At 59.8% G+C, this 21,730-nt stretch carries 23 protein-coding genes, 1 tRNA gene and 1 pseudogene; 6 read left to right on the plus strand and 19 right to left on the minus strand.

Annotation, left to right across the window (positions count from 1 at the left end; translation table 11 throughout):
- Positions 1–32: 32 nt before the first annotated feature.
- From NO934_RS06265 to NO934_RS06275, 3 genes are all read right to left on the minus strand, one after another.
- Positions 33–1,346: a sugar ABC transporter substrate-binding protein gene (locus NO934_RS06265; RefSeq protein ID WP_309162976.1), complete on the minus strand. Its 1,314-nt coding sequence runs from the start codon at positions 1,344–1,346 to the stop codon at positions 33–35.
- Positions 1,347–1,551: 205 nt separating this feature from the next.
- Positions 1,552–2,505, minus strand: a complete 954-nt coding sequence (locus NO934_RS06270) for a sugar-binding transcriptional regulator (protein ID WP_309162977.1) — start codon at positions 2,503–2,505, stop codon at positions 1,552–1,554.
- 65 nt (positions 2,506–2,570) lie between these two features.
- The gene (locus NO934_RS06275) at positions 2,571–3,080 is read right to left on the minus strand and encodes a sugar transferase (RefSeq protein WP_309162979.1); all 510 of its coding nucleotides are present in this window, start codon (positions 3,078–3,080) and stop codon (positions 2,571–2,573) included.
- 354 nt (positions 3,081–3,434) lie between these two features.
- On the opposite strand from NO934_RS06275, the gene NO934_RS06280 reads away from it, so the two are divergent.
- Positions 3,435–3,716 carry a SelT/SelW/SelH family protein gene (locus tag NO934_RS06280; protein ID WP_309162980.1) on the plus strand — a complete coding sequence of 94 codons (282 nt, stop codon included), beginning with the start codon at positions 3,435–3,437 and terminating at the stop codon, positions 3,714–3,716.
- A gap of 172 nt (positions 3,717–3,888) precedes the next feature.
- Positions 3,889–4,521, plus strand: coding sequence for a peroxiredoxin (locus NO934_RS06285; RefSeq protein ID WP_309162981.1), 633 nt, complete (start codon positions 3,889–3,891; stop codon positions 4,519–4,521).
- 34 nt (positions 4,522–4,555) lie between these two features.
- Here NO934_RS06285 and NO934_RS06290 read toward each other — a convergent pair whose 3' ends face one another.
- From NO934_RS06290 to NO934_RS06300, 3 genes are all read right to left on the minus strand, one after another.
- Positions 4,556–5,137: a DUF2799 domain-containing protein gene (locus NO934_RS06290; protein ID WP_309162982.1), complete on the minus strand. Its 582-nt coding sequence runs from the start codon at positions 5,135–5,137 to the stop codon at positions 4,556–4,558.
- A 63-nt stretch (positions 5,138–5,200) separates the two neighbouring features.
- Complete coding sequence (gene msrA, locus NO934_RS06295) at positions 5,201–5,851, minus strand: peptide-methionine (S)-S-oxide reductase MsrA (RefSeq protein WP_309162984.1); 651 nt, start codon at positions 5,849–5,851, stop codon at positions 5,201–5,203.
- A 54-nt stretch (positions 5,852–5,905) separates the two neighbouring features.
- Positions 5,906–6,229: a hypothetical protein gene (locus NO934_RS06300; RefSeq protein ID WP_309162985.1), complete on the minus strand. Its 324-nt coding sequence runs from the start codon at positions 6,227–6,229 to the stop codon at positions 5,906–5,908.
- 202 nt (positions 6,230–6,431) lie between these two features.
- On the opposite strand from NO934_RS06300, the gene NO934_RS06305 reads away from it, so the two are divergent.
- Positions 6,432–6,521 (plus strand) — tRNA-Ser (locus tag NO934_RS06305).
- A 686-nt stretch (positions 6,522–7,207) separates the two neighbouring features.
- On the opposite strand, the gene NO934_RS06310 is transcribed toward NO934_RS06305, so the two are convergent.
- The 3 genes and pseudogenes from NO934_RS06310 to NO934_RS06320 form a co-directional block, all read right to left on the minus strand.
- Positions 7,208–8,107 (minus strand): dihydrodipicolinate synthase family protein, encoded by a 900-nt coding sequence (locus tag NO934_RS06310; RefSeq protein ID WP_309162986.1) that lies wholly within the window; start codon positions 8,105–8,107, stop codon positions 7,208–7,210.
- 17 nt (positions 8,108–8,124) lie between these two features.
- Positions 8,125–8,744: pseudogene (locus NO934_RS06315) on the minus strand (LysE family translocator).
- A gap of 6 nt (positions 8,745–8,750) precedes the next feature.
- A complete protein-coding gene (locus tag NO934_RS06320; protein WP_309162987.1) occupies positions 8,751–9,377 on the minus strand; it encodes a LysE/ArgO family amino acid transporter in 627 nt (208 codons plus the stop codon).
- 74 nt (positions 9,378–9,451) lie between these two features.
- Here NO934_RS06320 and NO934_RS06325 point away from each other — a divergent pair, with 74 nt between their 5' ends.
- On the plus strand, positions 9,452–10,330 hold the full coding sequence (locus NO934_RS06325) for a LysR family transcriptional regulator ArgP (RefSeq protein WP_309162988.1): 879 nt from the start codon (positions 9,452–9,454) through the stop codon (positions 10,328–10,330).
- Between the two features lie 190 nt (positions 10,331–10,520).
- On the opposite strand, the gene NO934_RS06330 is transcribed toward NO934_RS06325, so the two are convergent.
- Genes NO934_RS06330 through NO934_RS06340 form a run of 3 tightly spaced genes read right to left on the minus strand, consistent with a single transcriptional unit; the run spans position 10,521 to position 13,381 of the window.
- On the minus strand, positions 10,521–11,543 hold the full coding sequence (locus tag NO934_RS06330) for an RES family NAD+ phosphorylase (protein WP_309162989.1): 1,023 nt from the start codon (positions 11,541–11,543) through the stop codon (positions 10,521–10,523).
- Between the two features lie 4 nt (positions 11,544–11,547).
- Positions 11,548–12,486 carry a sce7725 family protein gene (locus NO934_RS06335; RefSeq protein ID WP_309162991.1) on the minus strand — a complete coding sequence of 313 codons (939 nt, stop codon included), beginning with the start codon at positions 12,484–12,486 and terminating at the stop codon, positions 11,548–11,550.
- Between the two features lie 7 nt (positions 12,487–12,493).
- On the minus strand, positions 12,494–13,381 hold the full coding sequence (locus tag NO934_RS06340) for a sce7726 family protein (RefSeq protein WP_309162992.1): 888 nt from the start codon (positions 13,379–13,381) through the stop codon (positions 12,494–12,496).
- Positions 13,382–13,948: 567 nt separating this feature from the next.
- Between NO934_RS06340 and NO934_RS20620 the strand changes: the two genes are divergently transcribed.
- A complete protein-coding gene (locus NO934_RS20620) occupies positions 13,949–14,143 on the plus strand; it encodes a hypothetical protein (protein WP_375143293.1) in 195 nt (64 codons plus the stop codon).
- A 12-nt stretch (positions 14,144–14,155) separates the two neighbouring features.
- Positions 14,156–15,127: a LysR family transcriptional regulator gene (locus NO934_RS06350; protein ID WP_309162993.1), complete on the plus strand. Its 972-nt coding sequence runs from the start codon at positions 14,156–14,158 to the stop codon at positions 15,125–15,127.
- Here the strand turns inward: NO934_RS06350 and NO934_RS06355 are convergent.
- From NO934_RS06355 to NO934_RS06385, 7 genes are all read right to left on the minus strand, one after another.
- Positions 15,124–16,380, minus strand: coding sequence for a TRAP transporter large permease subunit (locus tag NO934_RS06355; RefSeq protein ID WP_309162994.1), 1,257 nt, complete (start codon positions 16,378–16,380; stop codon positions 15,124–15,126). The genes NO934_RS06350 and NO934_RS06355 overlap by 4 nt on opposite strands.
- Positions 16,381–16,410: 30 nt before the next feature.
- Entirely contained in the window at positions 16,411–16,959 is a 549-nt protein-coding gene (locus tag NO934_RS06360) for a TRAP transporter small permease subunit (RefSeq protein WP_309162995.1), read from the minus strand.
- Entirely contained in the window at positions 16,960–17,928 is a 969-nt protein-coding gene (locus tag NO934_RS06365) for a TRAP transporter substrate-binding protein (protein WP_309162997.1), read from the minus strand.
- A gap of 32 nt (positions 17,929–17,960) precedes the next feature.
- On the minus strand, positions 17,961–18,713 hold the full coding sequence (locus NO934_RS06370; protein ID WP_309162998.1) for an SDR family NAD(P)-dependent oxidoreductase: 753 nt from the start codon (positions 18,711–18,713) through the stop codon (positions 17,961–17,963).
- Positions 18,714–18,752: 39 nt separating this feature from the next.
- Complete coding sequence (locus NO934_RS06375; protein ID WP_375143277.1) at positions 18,753–19,790, minus strand: transketolase family protein; 1,038 nt, start codon at positions 19,788–19,790, stop codon at positions 18,753–18,755.
- Positions 19,787–20,638 (minus strand): transketolase, encoded by an 852-nt coding sequence (locus tag NO934_RS06380; RefSeq protein ID WP_309163000.1) that lies wholly within the window; start codon positions 20,636–20,638, stop codon positions 19,787–19,789. The genes NO934_RS06375 and NO934_RS06380 overlap by 4 nt, the downstream gene beginning before the upstream one ends.
- Positions 20,639–20,710: 72 nt before the next feature.
- On the minus strand, positions 20,711–21,619 hold the full coding sequence (locus NO934_RS06385) for a LysR substrate-binding domain-containing protein (protein ID WP_309163001.1): 909 nt from the start codon (positions 21,617–21,619) through the stop codon (positions 20,711–20,713).
- Positions 21,620–21,730 lie beyond the last annotated feature (111 nt).

The following is a 21,730-nucleotide window of genomic DNA, read 5'->3' on the forward strand; positions in this document are numbered from 1 at the left end:
GGGCCCCCGCCCGCGCCGGCCCGGGAGGAGCCTTACTGGTTGTAATACCCCGAGCGTTCCATCTCCATGCGGGTCACCTGCTGGGCCTGCTGCAGAGCCTGGTCCACCGGCGTCTGCCCGGCAAGAGCCGCCGAAAAGAGCTGGCCCACAGCCGTGCCGATGCCCTGGAATTCGGGGATAGCCACGAACTGGCCGCCGGCATAGGGCACTTCCTGCACCGAGGAGTTGGTGGTGTTGGCTGCTTCGATGGCGCCCAGCGTCATTTCGGCGAAGGGAGCCGCTTCGGTGTATTGCGGGTTTTCGTAGAGCGAGGTGCGGGTTCCCGGCGGCACGTTGGCCCAGCCTTCTTCCTCGGCCACCATCTCGAGATAGCTCTCCGAGGTCGCCCAGGCGATAAACTCTTTGGCTGCCTCGACATTCTGGCTCGAGGACGGCACCGCCAGCGACCAGACCCACAGCCAATTGCCGTGATTGTCGAACTCGCCATTAGTGGGGAACAGCGCATAACCGACGCTGTCGGCCACCTGGCTTTCCTCTGGATTGGAGACGAATGAGGCCGCGACCGTCGCGTCCATCCACATGCCGCACCGGCCCTGCTGGAACAGCGCGAGGTTTTCATTGAACCCGTTCGAGGACGCGCCCGGAGGGCCAGCCTCGGTCATCAGGCTCACATAATAGTTGAGCGCCTCACCCCATTCGGGGCTGTCAAACTGGGGCTCCCAGTTCTCGTCGAACCAGCGCGCGCCCATGGAATTGGCAAGGGCGGTGATGAACGCCATGTTCTCGCCCCAGCCGGCCTTGCCGCGCAGGCAAATGCCATAGACTTCGTTTTCCGGGTCGTGGATGGCCCGCGCCGCTTCGCCGATGAATTCCCAGGTAGGCTCCTGCGGCATTTCCAGCCCCGCCTCTTCAAAGAGATCGGTGCGGTACATGATCATGGCGCTTTCCGCATAGAACGGGGACGCATACTGCACCCCATCCACCGAAAGCGCCTCGCGCACGGCCGGAATCAGATCGTCGGCATTGTAGTCCGCACCCAGATCGTCGAGCGGGGCCAGCCAGCCCTGCGCCGCCCAGATCGGGGTTTCATAGGCGCCGATGGTCATGACGTCATATTGCCCGCCGCCGGTGGCGATGTCGGTGGTGACGCGCTGGCGCAGGACGTTCTCCTCGAGCGTCACCCATTCGAGCGCGATGCCGGTTTGTTCGGTAAACCGGTCCGACAAACCCTGCATGCGGATCATGTCGCCATTGTTGACGGTGGCGATGGTCAGGGACCGGGCCTGCGCGCCGGCCGCAAGGGCTAGCAGCGAGCACGACCCGATGATGATCGAGCGCAATCTCATATGGTAATCCTCCCATATGCTCGTTTGAGCATTTGCTATACGCATGGGCAATAACTCACTTCCTGCGACAAAAAGTCAAGCCCTTTTGCTCGCCGCCTGGGAAATTGCTCAGCAAATAATGCGATCTGGCACGACCATTGCGGCGGACGCCGTATAGACCCGCGGATCATCGGCAAATTCGCCGATCTCAACCCGTATATTGGGTTTATGCCAACAGCCTTGCGGCGGTATCCTCGTCGGTGATCAACCCGTTGACCAGCCCCCGTCCCAAGGCCGCCCGCATCGCCTCGACCTTGTTTTCACCCCGCGCCGCGGCGATCACGAGGGTGGTTTCGCGCGACGGAAGTGGCGCCGAGGCGACGCGGTCATTGGTCATTCCGGCGATAAATTCCCCTTTGGAATCAAAGACCCAGCCGATCATCTCGCCCACCGCTCCAGCCTTTTGCAGCGCCTTGAGCTCGGCCTTGGTCACGAATCCATCCTCATAGAGCGGAGCGTTTGGACCAAGATCGCCGACGCCGACGAACCACACGCTGGCCTGGGCCGCGAGCGCCAGGTTCTTTTCGATTCCCACCTGGCTGTGCAGCAGGTCTTTGTCGCGTTCCGAGACCGCGATCACCGGCAAAGGCATTGGAAAACTTGGCGCTTTTACCTTGTCGGCAATCGAAAAGATGACGTTGTAATAGGCCGCCGACCCGTCCGGCGCGATGTTGCCAGTGAGCGAAACGATCTTGTGCTGCGGGCAATCCATGGCCGGCAGCATCTCGACCGCCGCCTTGAGCGTTCGCCCGGTTCCGATCCCCATGACCACAGGGGTGGGAGAGGCCAGAATCTTTTCTATCTCCAACGCCGTAGCGTCCGCTACGCCGAGGGTAGCGTCCGGATGGCCGGGATCGGAGGGAACGATTTCGACAAATCGCAAGCCGAACCGCCCCGTGAGCCGGGCGCCCAGTTCGAGGCAATTGGCGATCGGATGGTCGAGCCGCACTTTGATGAGCTTCTCGGAAATAGCAAGGGAAACAAGGCGTTGCGCGCTCTGGCGCGAGACCCCGAGCTTGGTCGCGATCTCGTCCTGGGTGTTGCCGGCAACGTAATAGAGCCAACCGGCCCGTGCGGCATCGTCGAGCTTGTTACGCGTTGTTTCGGAGCGCGGCGGCAAATCTTATCCCCCTGTTGGAGCCTAGAGATATACTCCAATCGGGCGTGATGAAAAGAATGGCGACCCTAGTGCCGCCGACCCAGCACTGCGGAAAAGGCAATTGCAAGGTCGCCTCGAAGCGAGAATTTTCTGGCGTAATCGGCATCGTCACAGCCGATGAGCCCCGGCCGCATCATGGCCCGGACCCCGCCATTGGGGAATGGTCCGACAAGCGACATGTCGCCCTTGAGAAGGTTGATGAGCTCGGGCAATCGCGAAAGTCCGCTGTCACGCATGAAGCGGGCGAAATCGCCCGATGGAAAGCTGAAATTGATGCGGGTGAACACCTTGCCATGACGTCCCCGCGTCGGGATTTGTACCAAGGCTCGCCGAAAGATGAGGCACAGCGCCAGGATCGGCAGCCACAGGGCAAGCAGCGCCAGCAGAGCAAAGCCGATATCGATGCCGCGTTTAATCGCCAATCGCAGCCAAGGATCGTGCGCCGCCGCGCCATTGCCTTCGCCACCAACCGCCAGGATTTCGCCAAGCGGTCTTTGCCGCGCACGCGGCTTAAACCGCAATATGTCCTCAAACATCGTCCCCGCTCCGCCCCCTTGGCGAGATCCTCTGCTGGAGCAAATATGGCACAAGTGGTGGACTTGGCTAACCCGATGCGCAGTGAAACAGTTTCGACGCGTGCCCTCTGATGAACCCGAAATCGGCAGTTAAAATTTTAGTTAAAAATATCAATAATTTATACGTACTTGTCCTGACAAGTGCATAAACAGTTATACCGTTTTCAACAGGAACGGCTTTGCCACTCGTAACGCCACAACCCATTGAAAATGCTCCGCAAATTTGAAATCCGCTAACGCTTTGTTCGTGTAATTGTCCACAGAACTGCCGCACCGACGACGAAACGCGCCCAGATTGGCTCTTGGATAACGACGATGACACAGGAACGACCCACGATAACGATCACCTACTGCACCCAGTGCAACTGGCTGCTGCGTTCGGCCTGGATGGCCCAGGAACTACTCTCGACTTTTGGAACCGAACTCGATGCCGTCATACTGGTGCCGGGCACTGGGGGCATTTTCGAAATCCGCGCCGGAGAAACCCTGATCTGGGAGCGCAAGCGCGACGGCGGGTTTCCCGATGTCAAAACGCTCAAACAGGCGGTACGCGATATTATCGATCCCGAGCGGAATCTGGGGCATATCGACAGATAAAACCCCACTATTGCGCCATGTGGCCGGCAGCGGAAACCCCATGCCACGGGAGAACCGATTTCCCCAAAACGTTTCTCTGTTCAGCGCTTTACCCAAGGTCTGTCCTACCCGATATTATAGCCGCAATGCAGCGCGTGCCCGATGCGGCGCGACAACAAGGAGAAGCGTAGCGATGGCCATCCTCATCGGAGACACCGCCCCGGATTTTACCGCCCAGACCACTGAAGGCGAAATCCGCTTCCACGACTATATCGACGGCCATTGGGCCGTGCTTTTTTCACACCCCAAGAATTTCACCCCGGTCTGCACGACCGAACTCGGCTACACTGCCAAGCTCAAGCCCGAATTTGAAAAGCGCGGCGTCAAGGTGCTGGGCCTTTCGGTCGACAAGATCGAAGACCACGACGGCTGGGCAAAGGACATCGAGGAAACCCAGGGCGCGGCCCTCAATTTCCCGCTGATCGCCGACGATGGCACCATCGCCCGCCAGTATGACATGATTCACCCCAACGCCAACGACACACTGACCGTACGCTCGGTGTTCGTCATCGGGCCGGACAAGAAGGTCAAGCTCAAGCTCGAATATCCTGCCTCCACCGGCCGGAATTTCGACGAGATCCTGCGCGTGATCGATAGCCTGCAACTGACCGCCAAGCACCAGGTGGCAACGCCGGTCAACTGGAAGAATGGCGAGGACGTCATCATCGTACCGGCCGTTTCCAACGAGCAGGCCAAGGAGAAATTCCCCGAAGGGTGGGACGAGGTGCGCCCCTATTTGCGCATCGTTAAACAGCCCAGCGCCTGACGGCTCCAGAAAAAAGGGCCCGATCGGGCCCTTTTCATGCTCCGGTCTGGGCGAGGCGCAATTGCTCTTGCCGCTGGATCGCCCGCAGCCGGCTCTCGGCAAGCCGGATCTGGCGCCGCAGCGAATCCTCGTCGCGCTCGAGCGAGCGGATTTCAGATGCGATGCGCGCGGCCTCGGCTTCGGTGAGCCCGCCCTGTCCGAGGCGCCTTACGAGGCTGCTGATCTCGCTGTCGATGGAATTGAGTTCGGCTTCGAGCTCATAGATATCCTGGCCGGCCGCATGCACGCGAGCAAAGGCGAGCCCCATATCGCCCTCGCACACGCCATAGTAGCGCTCCCCGTCCCGGCCTTCCTCCGCCGCGACGTCCAGCCGACAATAGGTCTGCAACCCCTCGGCGTGGCCAGCCTGGTAAAGGGCCTGATCCAGCCCGATCCCATATTCGGCGCACGCATCGACGTGATTGGAGACATAGCCAGCGGGCCGGCCTTGGGCGCCGTCAGTCATCCCGATCGCCCGCCAGTCGCCCGCCTGGCACTGCTCTTCGCTCAGCGTAGCGCAGGAAGCTAGCACGCCTCCGATCGCCAGTCCAAGCACGGCAAGCAGCCAACGAGACATATGTGCCTCCACCTCAAATATGAAGGCCCGAAGGATAAGGCGGGCCTTCATCGTCTGGCAAGGCTATCGCGCCGGCATGGGGCAGGAAACGCCCGTGCCCTGCAGCCCGCAATAGCCGTTTGGATTTTTGGCCAGATATTGCTGGTGATAGGTCTCAGCGAAATAGAACGGTCCGGCTGGCGCGATCTCGGTGGTGATTTCGCCCCTGCCCGCAGCCTTTAGACCTTGGGCATAGCGATCCCGGCTGGCCCGGACCGCCTCGGCCTGGGCATCGGTAGTCGTATAGATCGCCGAGCGATATTGCGTTCCGATATCATTGCCCTGCCGCATGCCCTGGGTGGGATCGTGCTCCTCCCAGAATGTCTTGAGCAGGGTGTCGATGGAGATCTTGTCGGGTTCGTAAATCACCATCACCGCCTCGGTATGACCGGTACGGCCCGAGCAGACTTCCTCATAGCTCGGATTGGGGGTGAGCCCGCCCTGATATCCCACCGCGGTGACATAGACGCCTGGAAGCTGCCAGAATAGGCGCTCTGCGCCCCAGAAACAGCCAAGACCGAAATAGATCGTCTCGCTGCCGGCAGGATAAGGGCCCTTGAGCGGACGGCCCGATACGAAATGGTCGGCAGCCACATCCATTTCCGTACTCCGCCCGGGCAAGGCTTCGCCGGAAGCGGGAACGGTGGTGGGCTTGGAAAACAGCGAAAAGATCATGCGCGAACTCCATGACGCTTGAGCGCCCGGCCGATGGCGCAACTGCATGAAAGCTTAGAACTGGTCGATACTGACCATGCGACGGCGCGACCGCGACCGCCCGAGAACGGCCAGAACCAAGCCGATGCCGCCGATTACGACCCAGCCGGGCCACCCTAGCAATGTGGTGATCGTAGGCTCCCACAGCAAGGGATGCACATTTTCTTGAATCGCGGACTGAAACGTTTCGAGCGTGCCAGGCAGCAGGTTCGAGATGGTGGTGGCGAGTGGGGTGGCGATAAAGGCATTCGCCGCGAGCATGGCTGTGCCATCGGCCACCAGCAGCACCAGCGCCAAGGCCAGAAACGCAGCCGCCAGAATTCTCATCACCACACGCATCACTTATATCCTCGGCCTCAACCGGCCCATCTTTCTAGCATGCCCCGCCCGGCGGCGCACAACGGGTTTTACGAGTCTTGCTTAATTGCCAAGGCGCAACGCGTCGACGATGAAAACGATCCGGCAAACCAGAGATTTTTGCAGCTTTTTGCACTTGGCCCCTTGGCAGCGCGGGCAAAGACGGATAATCGGGCACGCACACGGAGAGATGGCCGAGTGGTCGAAGGCGCACGCCTGGAAAGTGTGTAGGCGGGGAACCGTCTCGAGGGTTCGAATCCCTCTCTCTCCGCCACTTCCTCTTGATACCGGCGGAAACGCTTTAGGAAGCCACCATCCGGACCTTTGCCGCTGCCGGAGTTGTACAGAATGGTTGTACAGAAACACCGCGTTCTAAATTTGGGGCGGGGGCCGATTATCCTCTCGACGCTATCAGCTGCGTGACTTGCCAGCCATCAATCAGCGGCGGCTTCGCTCCCTTTACGGCCGTCCGGAGAGCTTCTTTCGCGAATGATCCCGCCATTCGTCTCCCCGCGGATGGGTAAAGAGTGGTCGGGGTTATTCCAGCCAGCGTCAGAGAATGAATCGCAATTTGCTCGCGACTGTCTTCGGCAACCGGTTCCAATGAAGCGAGTATATTGACCCCGTCTCCCGCATCATGGTGCATGCAACGGCACGGGTGAATGGCGATCGCTCCCAGTCGGACAAGCGCATACCAGAACGCCTCAAAAAGCTCTGCGGTCCAGCCCGCAAGCAGCGTCATCGACCCGATCAGGCCAATAAACGCTCCTTAAGCTGCTCAATCCCTGGCAGCCCCAAAACATAAAACCCCATAGCCAGAGCCTGCCGAGCGCGGGTTCCTGCATGAGGGGCTTTCGTACGCCTGACGGCACGCGAAAACCTTCACCATTCCGGCCATTCAAAGGGTTCCTGGCTGCCCCGAAAGCCGCAATGAGCCGAACGTGCAGAATTGTACTGACGTCAACCGGTCGCCAGCAGGGGTTCTACCGCCATCATCACTTTTTCTCGGGGCTTTCCTTCGAGCGCAAGAATCGGCCGAGGTGGCGCCAGTCGCCCAAGCCCGATCAACTCGACCATCACGTACATGACCCGCAGGCTACCAAAGGTCTTGAAGGTGTCCCACAGTGGTTCGAGGGACGCGTCGATCTTCCGCACACTGTCGGCATCGCCGGCCTGCGCGGCTCTGACCATCGCCATTACCGGACCAGGTAGCGTGCCGCCAAGAACACTATAAAAAGCGTCCGCCCCAGCCAACATGGCGTCTGCCATGCCCCAATCCCCGCTATAGCCGATTGCGAGATCGGTCCGGTCCCGGAGAATTGCGAGCTCAGACGCGAAGTCGTCATCGGACGGCAAAGGCATTTTGACCGCCTTGATCCTTGGCAGGCGGGAGAGCTGGGCCAAGAGGTCTAGGCTGAATTCGAAATGGGTGGTGCCGGGATTGTTGTAGATGCAGAGCGGCAGACCGGAGGCCTCCGTGACCGCCCGGTAGTGGTCATATGCCTCGTCCTGCGTGAGCGGCGTATAGGAGACCGGGGCCATCAACAAAGCATCGGCTCCGGCTACCTCGGCATCCCGTGCGAGATGTTGCGCCTCGTCCGTGCGGAGAGCCCCCACCCCGACGACGAGCGGTGCTCGACCTCGCACACTTTCCACGGCCGCCTCGATCGCGCGCCGCCGTTCGTCGCGCGTTAGATACGCGTAGATGCCCGTCGAACCGAGCAAACCGATTGAATCCACCTTTGCTTCGCAGAGCCGTTCGAGCAATCGCGCCAAGATGTCCGTATCAACGCGACCATCCCTATCTGTTGGCGTGATCGGGAAAGCGGAAAGCCCGTGAAAGGGTGACGAACTGAGCATAACGGCCTCTTGAACGTTTATCTGGAGAAGAGCAGCTGGACGCCTGCCCCTGCGAAGAACACGGCAAGCACGCCTTCGAACCAACGTCTTGCCCTGGCATACGCCTTCACCATCGGAGCCGTTGAGAACAGCAGCGCGTAGCCCGAAAAGATAACGATGCCGAGGATGATGCAGCCGACAAGGGCGACAGCAACAGTGCCAGGGGTAGCATCGGAGCGAACCCCAAGGGACATGATCGCCAGCCAGGCGAGCACAGCCTTCGGGTTTCCGACATGCATGAGCACGCCTCGACGGTAGAATATCCACGCATTCGGCGCGGCCACCACCGTTTGATCCCACTCCTCGTCCCGGGTGGCGGCCGATCGTGCCGCCTTCCAGGCGAGCCACAACAGGTAGAGCGCTCCCGCCACCTTCAGGACCGTCATCGCATGCGCGTAGGTGGTAAGAAGAGCTGAAACACCAGTAGCTGCAATCGTTCCCCAGATGATTGACATGGTGACGACACCGGCGGCAAGGCCAGACCGGAGTGACGGCCGTGGCGCATCGCTGCGTTCATGATCGCCATGTTGCTCGTGCCAGGGCTCGCAACGGCGAAAACGTATGCGGCATAGACTAGCAGCAAGTCATGAACGGTCATGGTCAGTTAGCCATTGAATGCGCGGATCAGAAGTGACGCTGAAAGGCCTAGCATGACGATGCCGACAACGGCATCGAGAAATCGCCAGGCGAATGGGCGGGTGAAGACCGGCTGAAGCAGTCGAGCGCCGTAGCCTAGCGTAGCGAACCATACGAAACTTGCTGTCACTGCGCCGAGTGCAAACACCGGCCGCGAAACGCTCGGATGCGTCGAGGCCGCCGTTCCCATCAGGAGGACCGTATCGAGATAGACGTGGGGATTGAGAAAGGTAAACGCCGCTCCCGTGAGCATGACGCGGCCAAGCGAGAGCCCTCCAGCTGTGGCCGTCACCGACAGAGCGTTTACAGCGGTCACCCGCCGAAGCGCAGTTATACCGTACCACGCCAGGAAGAGAGCGCCCCCAGTCGTCAGGATCGTTGCCAGCTTGGGGATAGCAGACAGGATGGCCCCCACGCCGCTGACGCCTGCTGCGATCAGCAGAGCGTCGGAAAGGCCAAAGAACAGTACAATTGCCCCGACATGCTCTCCTTTCAGCCCTTGGCGCAGCACAAAGAGATTTTGCGCGCCGATCGCCATGATCAGCGCTGCGGAAAGGGCAAAACCGGAAATGAATGGAGCTACAGAGATGGTCATGCGACGGCTGATGCCCCAACGCTGCAACGAAGTAAAACTTGTTTTGCTACGCTAGATGAAGCAATGCTTCATTCATGCTGGATTATCCCGCCCTCGCGGCCGTGGCCGCTGTCATCCGGGAAGGCACGTTTGAGCGTGCCGCGCTCTCACTTGGCATTACGCCATCCGCTGTCTCGCAACGCGTTCGCGGCTTCGAAGAACGCTTGGGAGCGATACTGATCATCAGGGGGCAACCCTGTCACCCTACAGAGCTTGGACGAAAGCTTTGCGCCCACTTTGACCGTGTGCGTCTGCTCGAAACTGATCTCGCAATCCGTAAAGGGCCGGATCCTTCACGAGCCCCTTTGAAGATTGCAGTCAACGCAGATAGCCTCGCCACATGGTTTCTTGAGGCAGCGAGGACATTCGGACATACGGCCGGCATTCCGCTTGAGCTAACACTGGACGATGAGGCTCACACTGCCGATCGCCTTCGCTCGGGTGAAGTGGTGGCCGCCGTCACAGCCGATGCAGGCCCTGTACAGGGATGTCGCACTATCCCGCTCGGTTCCCTGCGCTATGCTGCCTGCGCGAGCCCCGGCTTCGTCGCCCGCTTCTTCCCAAACAATATGACCGCCGCAGAACTGGCGGAAGCCCCTTGCCTGCGCTTCGATCCGCGGGACGGACTTCAAGCGAGATGGGCAAGAGAAGTACTCGACATCGAGCTGGACGCCCCGTCGTACTCTGTCGCATCGACGCATGCCTTCATTGATCTGGCGATTGCGGGACTGGCTTGGGGCATGCAGCCGGTCCAGTTGGCTGAACCTCACATTGCTGCCGGGCGGCTAGTCGAACTCGCTCCACAAACACGGATCGATGTCGAATTGAACTGGATCGTCGCGGGTCTTCCGGTAGCATCCCTCGATCTCTTGACCAAGGCCGTTCGCTCGTCCGCGCAGAATGCACTGTTTTGATGTAAGCGATCGTGTCTGCCTAATGCCCTGTCTTGATTCAAAGCTGCCCTTCCGCTTTCCCCATTGCGGATATCGTGAACGAAGAACTAGCTACACGAAGCGGTCATCCTTTATGGTCGAATGACCGCTTCAGGGTCATATTTCGGTCCGTTCAGTCAGAAGCAAAGCATCCTCGATATCCACACCGTGATCAGGCAGCGCCGACTTCCACGCTCACCTTGGTGATGTTGTAGAGCAAGACCTCGCCCGGTATGGCCTTGGCGGCGTCGAACAAGGCGAGGTTGATCCCCTCGCTCACCGAGCTGCGATAGACGACGCCATCATAGCCGACCTTCTTAATGAACTCGCACAGATATTGGCTCGGGATATAGTCGATCGCGGCCCCACTCGGCAGGACGGGCCGGGTGAGTTCGTCGCCGAGCCGCTCCAGAAAGGCGATGTCGGCGCGCAGCTGTCCGATCGCGAGAGCGTCGGCGAGTAGGAACGGCGAGACCAGTCCGCGCGGATTGCGCAGGTCGACTGCGTTGATCGGCGGCGCCACGGTGAAGTCGGCGACGCACGCGACCTCACCAGTATGCGGCCGGACCTCGGCAGCGGCCGTCGCCGGCAGCGAACCCAGATAGAGGTAGGGGATGCCCGCCGGATTCGCCCGCCCATGGGTCGCCTTGCGGGCGGGCGGCGCTCCCATCTCGCCGATCGGAAATGGTTCGTCGCCGTCGAGGATGCGGGCGCGATACCAGGTCGCCGGCATATCGTCGGCCGGGAGATGACCGAGCAACTCGCGCAGGCGGTCAGTATCGAGCACTTCGTCGAGAAAGTAGCGGTTCTTCCACATCAACTCGTCGCGCAGTGTCTCCCAGCGCGCGAGCGCCTCGCTGTGGTAGGCGACCGACGGGGAGAACCTCTTCCGGACGATATCGCCATCATCGAGGATGTCGCCCAGCAATTCCTTGGCATGGGCGACGTCCATTGCCGGATGGCTGAAGAGGTTCCAATCGGCTTTGAGCCAGTCAACCAGCGTCTGGCCGGCCGGATTGGGTTCATAGACGCTGATGAGTAGCTCGAAGACGTCGCGCAGCGCGACTGGCTCGACGAGCGGCACGCCGGCGGTCGCGCAATAACCGCAATCGCCATTGCCGGCGCTGAGCGTCGGGATGATATCGCGGCGAAGTCCCCGGTCCCCGAAACAGGCGTGGCAGCACAACTTAGCCATCGGATTAAATCAGAAAGTCTGCCAGCGTCTCGATATGGTGGTTCATAGACAGCTTCTTCACGTAGCCGAGTCCAGGAAAATGGCCTTTCTTGTGAAGATCACGAAACTCCTTGATCGCGCTGCTCTCGAACAGGTTGGACGTGCCACTGTCGAGTTTCTTTATCAGCTTATTGAGCGCCTGCGCGAACTTGCCGGCAGGATCCGTGGGCGTGTCCTTTGTCGTCGAGACGAAGTGATAGATATACATCACCTCGTCCTCCTCGGGATCGATGAAGGTCAGGTGTATCGCGACCGCATAGGCCGGACCGCCACCCTCGGTATACTCGTCGCCCACAATCAGGAAGTCGCCGAACCCATTCATATCCTCTTCTTCATAGGTGACATGGAGATCGGAAAAGAGCTCGACTGTCGGGTGGTCGGCGTTACGGCGCCGCTTGAAGCCGTCGCGCAGCAGCACGCGCTTCGCCGCGCCCTTGAAATGCTTGCGGTAGAGCTTGTGGCAATGCTTCTCGAAGAAGACATGGCTAGAATCGGCCAGCCCTTCGCCGAGCATTTCGGCGAGTGCCTTCGCCTCCGTAAAACCGGCGTGGATGAAGGTTGGGCTATGTGCCTTGTGCTTCTCATAGCACGCCAGCGCGTCGCCGGTGTCCATGTCGTTCTGGAGCAGGATGCCGGCCGTGATGCCGCCCTTGTCGAGAAAGCCTTTTTCAAGCAGCGCCGAAATGCTGACCCCGTCTTCTGCATGGTCGCCGTGGAACGGGTTGACGATGACGATCGCCTTGCCCTCGGCCTTGCAGATCTCAGTGAGCGCGCGCTCGAGTCCTTTGAGCGCCTCACGAACGGGCTCGATGATCGGCACGAAGCCGGACTCCGCCATCAGCGGCGCCATCTCTCGGATCGTGATCAGCTCGAACTGCTTGCCTCGGAAATAGGGGTAATACATGCGGCAGTCAGGCCCAGGCCATCGCCGCACTGAGCGGGGTGGAGACTGCTTCGACGATCCGAACATGATCGGCGCGCCGGACTTGGACCGAGAGCGCTGCGGCGTGGAGCGAGCGCGGCAGATGGTCGACAAGTTTGCTGAGCGGCGCGAGGTCGCGGGTGCGCTTCAAGGTGGTCACCATTGCTTTGTGAACGGCGGTCGGATCGAGCTGCGCGAAGATGGCGCGCATGGCCGCATGGCGCTGCGTGTTGGGGACGTCGGGCACCGCGATCTTTAGGCGCTTCAGAATCGCCACCGCCTCCGCCGAGCGCAGCGACTCGAATACCGTCGTCGGGCAAATACGGTCGGGCCGATCCGCGGCCTCGCGCACCGTCGTAATGCGGTAGCGCGATGCCAGCATCATTACGCCGACATCGGCTGGGACGGTGTTGAGCACGCCTGTGACATGGCCTTCACTCGCGATCACATAGACCTTGGCGAAGACCTGCTTGTAATTATCGACTTGATTCGCGAGCCGTGCGAGCGTGTCGCGTTCAGACTTGATCTCATAAACGGTCGCGGTGCCGTTCAGAATGGCGAGGTCGGCCTTACAGGCGCCCGCGCGAAACTCGGTCAGCATGCAGGCGGTGTTAAGCGAATGCGTGCCCATGAGGACGTTGTGCGTGAGCGCCGAGCGGTAGATATATTCGTCGCGGCGGCCGGCCGTCTTCAGGACATCGAAGGTCGCGTCGTACGCGTCGCCCACTGTCGCGTCGTCGGCGCAGCTATCAGCAATATCGGTTAAGGCGAAGAGACGGGCGAAGAGTGGCGACCGGCCTTTCTTTGCCATTTCGCGAAACACGGCCGACGAAAAGAGGCGCGTCATCGCCGAAAGCTGAGTCGAACTTTGTACCATTGGCCCCTCTCGGCGCTGGAGCATTCCCCCAACGCCATCGTCTACCCTAGCGGATTATACCCGCCAAGGAAATCAAGTAAAATGCACCCTTGCAAACATGCTTCTTGCCACGTTCGCTGCTTACTGCTTTCCAGAGTCGGCCTATAGGCTACGCTAATGGATGTCAGATTTCGGCAGCACGCCATCCGGCGCGGTATGACCAATATGGGGGCGCATAACGGACACAGGTGCCCCGGCGCAGTTATACGAAGCCGTCAGCCTCGTGACGGCAACGATTTTGGCCCTCATGTCTCTGGCGATCTCAATGGCCAGCGCTGTACCCTTGAGGTTCTCGGTGGCCTGGGGGCGCGGCGCGATGTCGGCAAGACCCTGGGGCTGACCGAAGACCTGATCAAGACCATCTCGGCTCAGATCTGGTCATGGTTTGAGGAGGGCGTTGAGAGGCCATGTCAAAGACCTCAATCTCAATCTTGAAGTTCGGCGATCACTAACCCTCGACCTTGTCCGTCAGCTCATGGGTGCCTCGATATTGCCGATTATAAGGGGATCACGCTCGACCTTGCGGCCATTCCGGCCGAGGACCCGCGCACCTGTGCGATGATCAGGAAAGCCGACACGCAGGGCACGTTCCAGATCGGATCTCGGGCCCCAGATGAGTATGCCCCTGCATCTAAGGCCGCGCATGAGGCGAATGGCCCGACTGTGCATTATCCAGAAAGTCGGACCTTGCCTGCCCCAGCATGTTATGCAGGTTTCGACTAGGGAAGACCAAGCATGCGCGATATTAACATCAAGGCCACCGAGTACTTCGAAGCTGTTGCCCGCCTGGGCACGGTTACCAAAGCTGCTTACGAACTGGGCGTCTCGGCATCGGCAGTCAGTCAGCAATTGACCATTTTAGAACAACAGCTTGGGGTGAGACTTTTCCGCCGCGAGAAGAAACGGCTGGTTCTGACCCTTGACGGGGACAGATTCTTCAAAACGGCCACTCAAGCTTTCCGCGCGCTTAGGAACGCGAAGAGCGCTATCCTGCAGCAGAGAGAGGTGCGCGCGATGTCCCTGCGCGTAAGCCCGAGCTTCGGTGTTCGCTGGCTCGCCTCGAGGATAGGCAGTTTCATTGCCGATAATCCCGGGTGGAATGTCAGGGTTGACGCGACACCGGACTTCACAGATTTCGAAACAGAAAAAATCGACCTAGACCTGCGATACGGTTTCGGCGGCTGGGTCGGATTAAGCGAAAAGCGAGTAATGCACGATATGGTGTTGCCGCTTTGCAGCCCTGCGTATTTGGAGGAATTGCGGCAGTCGTCCCAGGACGCCGTGGGTCAGATCAAGGCGGCTCGGCTCATCGATAGTGTGAAGGCGCTATATCGATGGGATCTGTGGCTTGCCCAAAACGATATAGACATCCCTTCGCTCTCTTATCCGTTCCGGTTCGACCGCTCCTCCATGTCGATTGAGCTTGCCAAACAGGGGGGCGGTGTTGCCCTCGACAGCGTGGCGCTGTGTCTCCCGGAAATCCAGCGCGGCGAACTTGTGCCCCTAGCGCCCGACTATCCAGTCATTGAATTCGCCGCCTATCACGTCGTGTGTCCGGATGGTCACCTCGATCGCGAGATCGTTGAAAAATTCTCCGACTGGGTAACCCGCGCCGCTCGCGTTCATGAATATGAAGCTCGGGCGGCGCTCTCGGGGCTCGGATGCAGCTTTATCAAAGCGCCGAACCTCTTTCCGGAACGCACCTAATATATCGTTAGTTGCGGCACGTACGAAATCAGGAGCAGGACACCCAACGCTGCCAGATAGAACGGGATCAATGAACGCATGACATCGAAGATCCCGGTCTTGGCAATGGCGGCCGATATGAAGAGAGTGGTGCCAACGGGTGGAGTGTAGAGCCCGATGGACAAATTCACCACCATCATGAGGCCCAGTTGAACCGGATCCAATCCGATGGCCTGACCGATCGCGACAAATATGGGGCCGAGCAGCAAGACTGCCGCGGGAAGGTCCAGGAATGCGCCGACGACGAGCATAACCACGTTGAGCGCCAGAATGACCATCCAGGGCTCGGAAAACGCGGATGTCATCCAGAGCGCCAGATTCTGGGGAACCGCCTCGGCGGTCAAAATCCATTGCGTGATCGAGGACGCCATGATGATCAGCATGACGGCACCCGTCATGACGACGGTCTCGATTGCCGAGAACCAGAGCCCGCGCCATGTCAGGTCGCGATAAATAAAACCGCTTACCAGAAGCGCATAAGCGACAGCCATCACGCTAACTTCGGTCGGCGTGGCCACGCCAAAGCGCAACGTGGCAACGATAAAGACTGGCATCAGCAGGGCCGGCAGGGCGATCAGAGCCTGACTGCGGAACGCCTTGAATCCACCCGCAAGGGGGGATCGCGGCAGATCCTTCCGCCAGGACACCCACATGACCGCCAGCACCATGCCGACGCCGAGCAAAACCCCGGGGAGAATGCCGGCGATGAAAAGATCGACGATCGAAACGCTGGCAACAAGCCCATACAGGATGAGTGGAATCGAAGGCGGTATGAGCACCGAGATCGTTGAAGAGGATGCATTTATCGCGGCGGCAAAGCCCTTAGGATAGCCCTGCTTGACCTGGACGGGGATCAGAGCGTTGCCCATTGCCGTTGCATCGGCCACCGCAGAGCCGGAGACGCCACCGAACATAACGGATCCAAGAATGGATACATGGCCAAGCCCGCCCTTGAATCGACCGACGGCGAGCCGAGCCATGTCCACCAAAAGAGTTCCGAACCGTCCCGACATCATGAGGCTGCCGGCCCAAATGAAGAAGGGAATAGCCAGCATGGGAAAGCTCTGCGTGGGCGCATATAGCCGCTGCAACATCACTGAAAGAGGCCGCCCCTCCAAGAGGAGCGCGACCGCAGCGCCGCCGGTGAGGGCGAAACCGACCGGAACAGCAAGCGCCATGAGACCCAGAAAGACCCAGATCATGATAGGTGTCATTGTCGTAACCTCGCGGAGGATCGAACCTGTCTAGGCAGATGGAACGATGGGCCTTTGCACCAGGAGACGCACGGCATCCAGAAAGGCGATCAAACCCATGCCTGCGAAGGCATAGATCAGACTCGCATATCCCCAGACCTGAGTGATCCCCAGCGTCGACAGGCGTTGAAATCCCGCTGCTCGGAGAATGGGTGAACTCGTCCACAGGATCGAGATGGAGATTGCCACCATGGCGATTTGAATGAACAGCAGAAGCCAGCGGCCCAATCGGGGTCCGATCAGATCATAGAGCAGCGTGATGGCAATTTGGCTGCCTTGTGCCGATGCGACCACGACGCCGGCGCCCACCAGCCAAGGTAACAACAGGAGGTGAATTTCATAGGCCCACGCCAATCCGGATCCGAAAGCATATCGGAGCACCACATTGACGAGTAGCGCAACGAACATCGTGGTCAGAGATGCAATGCCGATGATCCGCCCGCTGTAGTCAAGCACCGCTATCGCTGACTTGAGGATGACGACGAAGGGGGTATCCCCCTTCGTCGGCCATGCTTGGGCGTCGGGCCAAGCCGGTCTCATTTATCGTTCCGCCGCTTCCAGAAGAGCGGGTACGAAGTTCGGGAAGCGCTCGGCATAGGTGTCGTAGACCGAAGCGGTTGCATCTACGAATGCCTGCCGATCTTCGACTTCCGTAAAGGTTGTCCCTTCTTCTTCCATGGTGGCCTGAAGCGAATTGTTCGCTTCGAAGGACAGGTCACGCTGATACGCGCCCGCGTCCTGCGCGGCTCCTTGGACGCACTCCTGCGAAGCGGCATCCAGTGACTCCCACCAGCCAAGTCCGGCAACCACCGGCGTGCTCTGATACTGGTGCCCGGTCAGCGTGATGTAAGGAGTGATGTTGTGCAAACCGGCGGAATAAATGTTGGTCAGCGGGTTCTCTTGGCCATCGAATACTCCCGACTGCAGAGCCGATGGCAGCTCCGAAAAAGCGAGGGGAGCCGGCGACGCACCAAGCGCCTCGAAGATCGCGATCGACATTTCATCGGGCGGTGTCCGAATTTGCATGCCCTGGAGATCTGCCGGTGTCGGAACTGCCTTGGAGACGTGGCTGATATGACGGATACCATTGTCCCACATTGCAAGAAGCTTAAGGCCGTTTTCTTGGGCCCGTGCGTCGAGCAGCTCGCCTGCTTGTCCGTCCAAGACTTCCCACGCGGTCTGGACATCGTCGAACAGGAACGGCAGGCCGATGGCGCCGGCTTCCGGAACGATCTGGGCGAATGCACCCTGGCTGTTGGCGGTGATGTTTATGACGCCCGCCACCGTGGAAGTCAGCATTTCGACGTCATCGCCCATGGTCGCCGACGGCGCGACCGTGACCGTTATGCCACTTTCGGTGCATTGCTCAACGAGTTCTGCGAAGCGTTCGGCCGCTAGGTAACGCGGATTTCCCGGGTTCTCGCCATGAGCGAGCGTGATGTCGGCGGCGTTTGCCACCTGAGAGACGGCAACGCTTGCCAGAAGCGCCGCTACTAGTGAGAGTCTCATTGGATTTTCCTCCCTGGTTAAGACCTCGTTCGTCAGTGAATTAAGGAACCGCCGTTGACGTCGAGTTCGGTTCCCGTGCAGTACGCCGAAAGTTCGGACGCCAGGAAGAGGGCGCAGCCAGCGACGTCGCTGGCTTGCCCCGGACGGCCCATCGGGATGCCGTCCACTATGGCGTTCGACATTTCCTGCGTGAGTTTGCCCGCAGTGATGTCGGTGGCTATAAAGCCGGGGCATATCGCATTGACGCGGACGTTGTCCGGCGCCAACTCTCGCGCCATGGCCTTGGTAAGGCCGAGAATTCCGGCCTTGGCAGCCGAATAGTGCGGGCCGCCGAAGATGCCGCCACCGCGTTGAGCCGATACGGAGCTGAGATTGACGATGCTTCCATGCTTCTGCTCGCGCATCAGCGGGATCACCGCTTGGCTCATGTAGAGCGTTCCCCGCAGATTAACGTCGAGAACCGCGTCATAATTCTCCGGGGAAATATCCATTGTCTTGAGCGGTTGAGTAATGCCGGCATTGTTGACCAGCACATCCAAACGGCCCCATTTGCCGCGGAGATAGTCGACCGCGGCCAGGCAGGCAGCCTTGTCCGTGACGTCGCATGCCAGCCCGAGATGGCCCTCGCCGAGATCCGCGGCGGCGCTTTCGGCGGCACCTTGATCAAGATCGAGAATGGCAACCGTAGCTCCATGCTCGACGAAAAGTTCGGCCATCGCTTTACCCAGACCACGTGGGGATGCTGCGCCGGTAACTACGGCAAATCGGCCATTGAGAAGTGACACTGTTTATTCCTTCTGATTGTCAGGTTTCCTGTCGGCCGCCTAGAGCCAGCCCTTGATCTGCTCGACGACCTTTCGGGTGGAAATGCCATACATGTCGTGCAGCGTCGGCAGCGCCCCTGCTTCCAGGAATTCGTCGGGAAGACCGATCATCTTGAACTGTGGATTTTGACCGGCCATGAGCAATGTGCTGGCGACAGCTTCGCCCAATCCGCCGACGACGGTATGGTTTTCCGCCGTGACGACCAACCTGCCTCCTCTTGCGACTTCAGAAAGAATCGTCTTGCGATCGAGTGGCTTGATTGTGGGCGAATGGAGCACCGCGACGTCGACGCCGTCTGCCGACAACTGCTCGGCGGCATCCAGGGCCCTCATGGTCATGATGCCCGACGAAATGACAAGCACGTCGCGCCCGTCACGAATGAGTTGGGCTTTTCCAATCTCGAATTGGTAGTCGGGCTTGTAGCGCGACAGCACAACGGGCACCTTGCCGCGAAGCAATCGGGAATAGACCGGTCCGGGGTGGTCGGCGATTGCCTTCACCGATTGGCGGACATCGACGGCGTCGCAAGGGTCGATTAAGGTCATGTTTGGGAGGCCGCGGAATATCGCCAGATCCTCGGTGGCTTGATGGCTCGGCCCGTAGCCGGTGGTGAGACCAGGCAGGGCGCAGCACAGTTTTACGGGCAGATTTTCTTCGGCAATCGCCATCGCTATGAAGTCATATGCCCGCCGCGAGGCGAAAACGGCGTAAGTGGTGGCGAAGGGCAGGAAGCCTTCGCGCGAAAGGCCCGCCGCTGCAGACACCAGAAGCTGTTCGGCCATGCCCATCTGGTAGAAGCGATCGGGCATCGCGTTTGCGAAAACGTGGAGGTCGGTATACTTCGCGAGGTCGGCGGATAGTCCGACGATTTCCGGTCGCTGCCGAGCAAGATCGACCAGAGCGTTTCCGAAGGGTGCCGCTTCGGTTTCGTAGCCCTCCGCGGCTAGGGAGGCGATCATCGCCGATGTGGCGACCCGCTCGCCGACGGCAGCCGGGCTGCGCCGCTCGTATTTGCGGGCCATTGATGCCGTGGTCATTGCGGCTTCTCCTCTTCCAAAACGGCTAGGGCCCTAGCCCATTCGTCTGCTTCTACGCGCACGAAATGGGTGATTTCCCGTTCCTCGAGAAAAGGCACGCCCTTGCACATCTTGGTGTCGAAGATGATTGCCCGGGGCTGTGCACCCTGATGCTCTCGAGCGGCGTCGAAAGCTGCCGCTACGGCATCGATGTCGTTGCCATCAACCCTCTGACAGTGCCAGCCGAATGCCTGCCACTTCTCAACAAGAGGCTCGGCGCTCAACATCTCAGTGGATCGCCCGTCAGCCTGTTGGTTGTTGAAATCGATCAGGCAGATGAGATTGCTCAACCGGTGGTGGGCGGCTCCCATGGCGGCTTCCCAGGTCGAGCCTTCCCCGAGTTCGCCATCGGACATCAGGTTGTAGACGAAGGCTTTCGAGGCCTTCCTTTTGAGCCCAAGTGCCATACCGACGGCGATCCCGAGACCATGGCCGAGAGAGCCGCCCGTTATCTCCATGCCGGGCGTGTAGGAAGCCATCCCCGACATCGGCATACGACTGTCGTCCATGCCGTAGGTGGGCAGTTCGTCTTCGGGAAGAATTCCCGCCTCGATCAGCGCCGCATAAAGTGCGATGGCGTAGTGACCTATGGACAGAAGGAAGCGATCCCGCCCTTCCCACTCCGGATCCGAAGCCTTGTATTCAAGAGCGTGGAAATACGATACCGCGAGCACGTCGGCTATACCAAGCGCTTGGCCGATATAGCCCTGACCCTGCACCTCGCCCATCAGCAGGGCGTTGCGACGGATGTTCCAGGCATGCCGTCTGAGGCTGGTATTTGAGCGCGACTGTGCAACTAGACCGCCCATGTCCCCTCCCAAGTTAGTGAGCTGTTTCGATGAGCCTAGCTCAACCAGGAGGGAGTGTATCGTTCGAAAAATTTACAAGCTTGTTAGCTTTTCTAAACAACTATCAAGTTGTCGCAGCTGGTCCAGTAGCCATTCGGAGAAGCGTCGCACCAACTGCCGCTGCGCTCCTACTTTCGGGTAAACCAGGAAGTGACCGGTATACGAGATCGATTGGTGGCGAGCGAAAAGCGGCGTTACAAGTGCGCCGCGCCTGAGCTCCGGATCCGCAAGCCGAGTGGACTCGAGCGCGATACCAAGTCCGTTCGCGGCCGCGGCAATGGCCATGAAGCTACGATCGAAGCTCATACCCGGTGATGGGGGATGCAGAATGTTGTTCTGCTCGAACCAATCGCTCCACTGGAACCGCTTGAGGTCGCTTCGGATCAGAGTGTGCTTGCGCAAATCTTCGGGCTCACGGATCCTCGCTGCGATTTCCGGGCGACAAAGAGGGGTCAGGCGCTCCTCGCCCAAAGGCACGATGGCGACGCCTTCCCCGCGCGGAGCTCCGTAGACGATGTCGGCATCGAACTCGCCATCGGGAAATCGCGTGTAATCCGTGCTGGCGGCAATCTTGACCTCGATATCGGGATGATCCTGTAGGAAACTCGGAAGGCGAGGCGATATTACTTGGGTTGCAAAGCTCGGCGCGCAATGGATGCGCAAAAGACCTTGACGGAGTGAGGTTACACGCTCAAGGCCCGATCGGAGCTCTGCGAACGCCGCCGTGGCATGCCGCATCAGAATGCGGCCGTCTTGGGTCAGGTGAACTGAGCGGTGCTGCCGCTCGAAAAGGCTTACTCCTAGAGACTTTTCCAGACCGTATATGGCATGACTGACCGCGCTGGACGAGAGATTGAGTTCGGCTGCCGCGTCTCGAAAAGACCCCAACCTCCCCGCGGCTTCAAACGCCTTGAGTGCCGATAGTGAGACGTTGTTGAGCACCGCGCTGTCTCCGGAGAGCCGTCGTTGCTCCTAGCTCTATCTTGGGTCGTTCGTCAGATGCAACCCGCGCCGGATGGTCGGAAAAATGTGCGCCCGGCGGGGAGGCCGGGC

The organism is Pelagibacterium sp. H642, assembly GCF_031202855.1.
Lineage (GTDB): Bacteria > Pseudomonadota > Alphaproteobacteria > Rhizobiales > Devosiaceae > Pelagibacterium.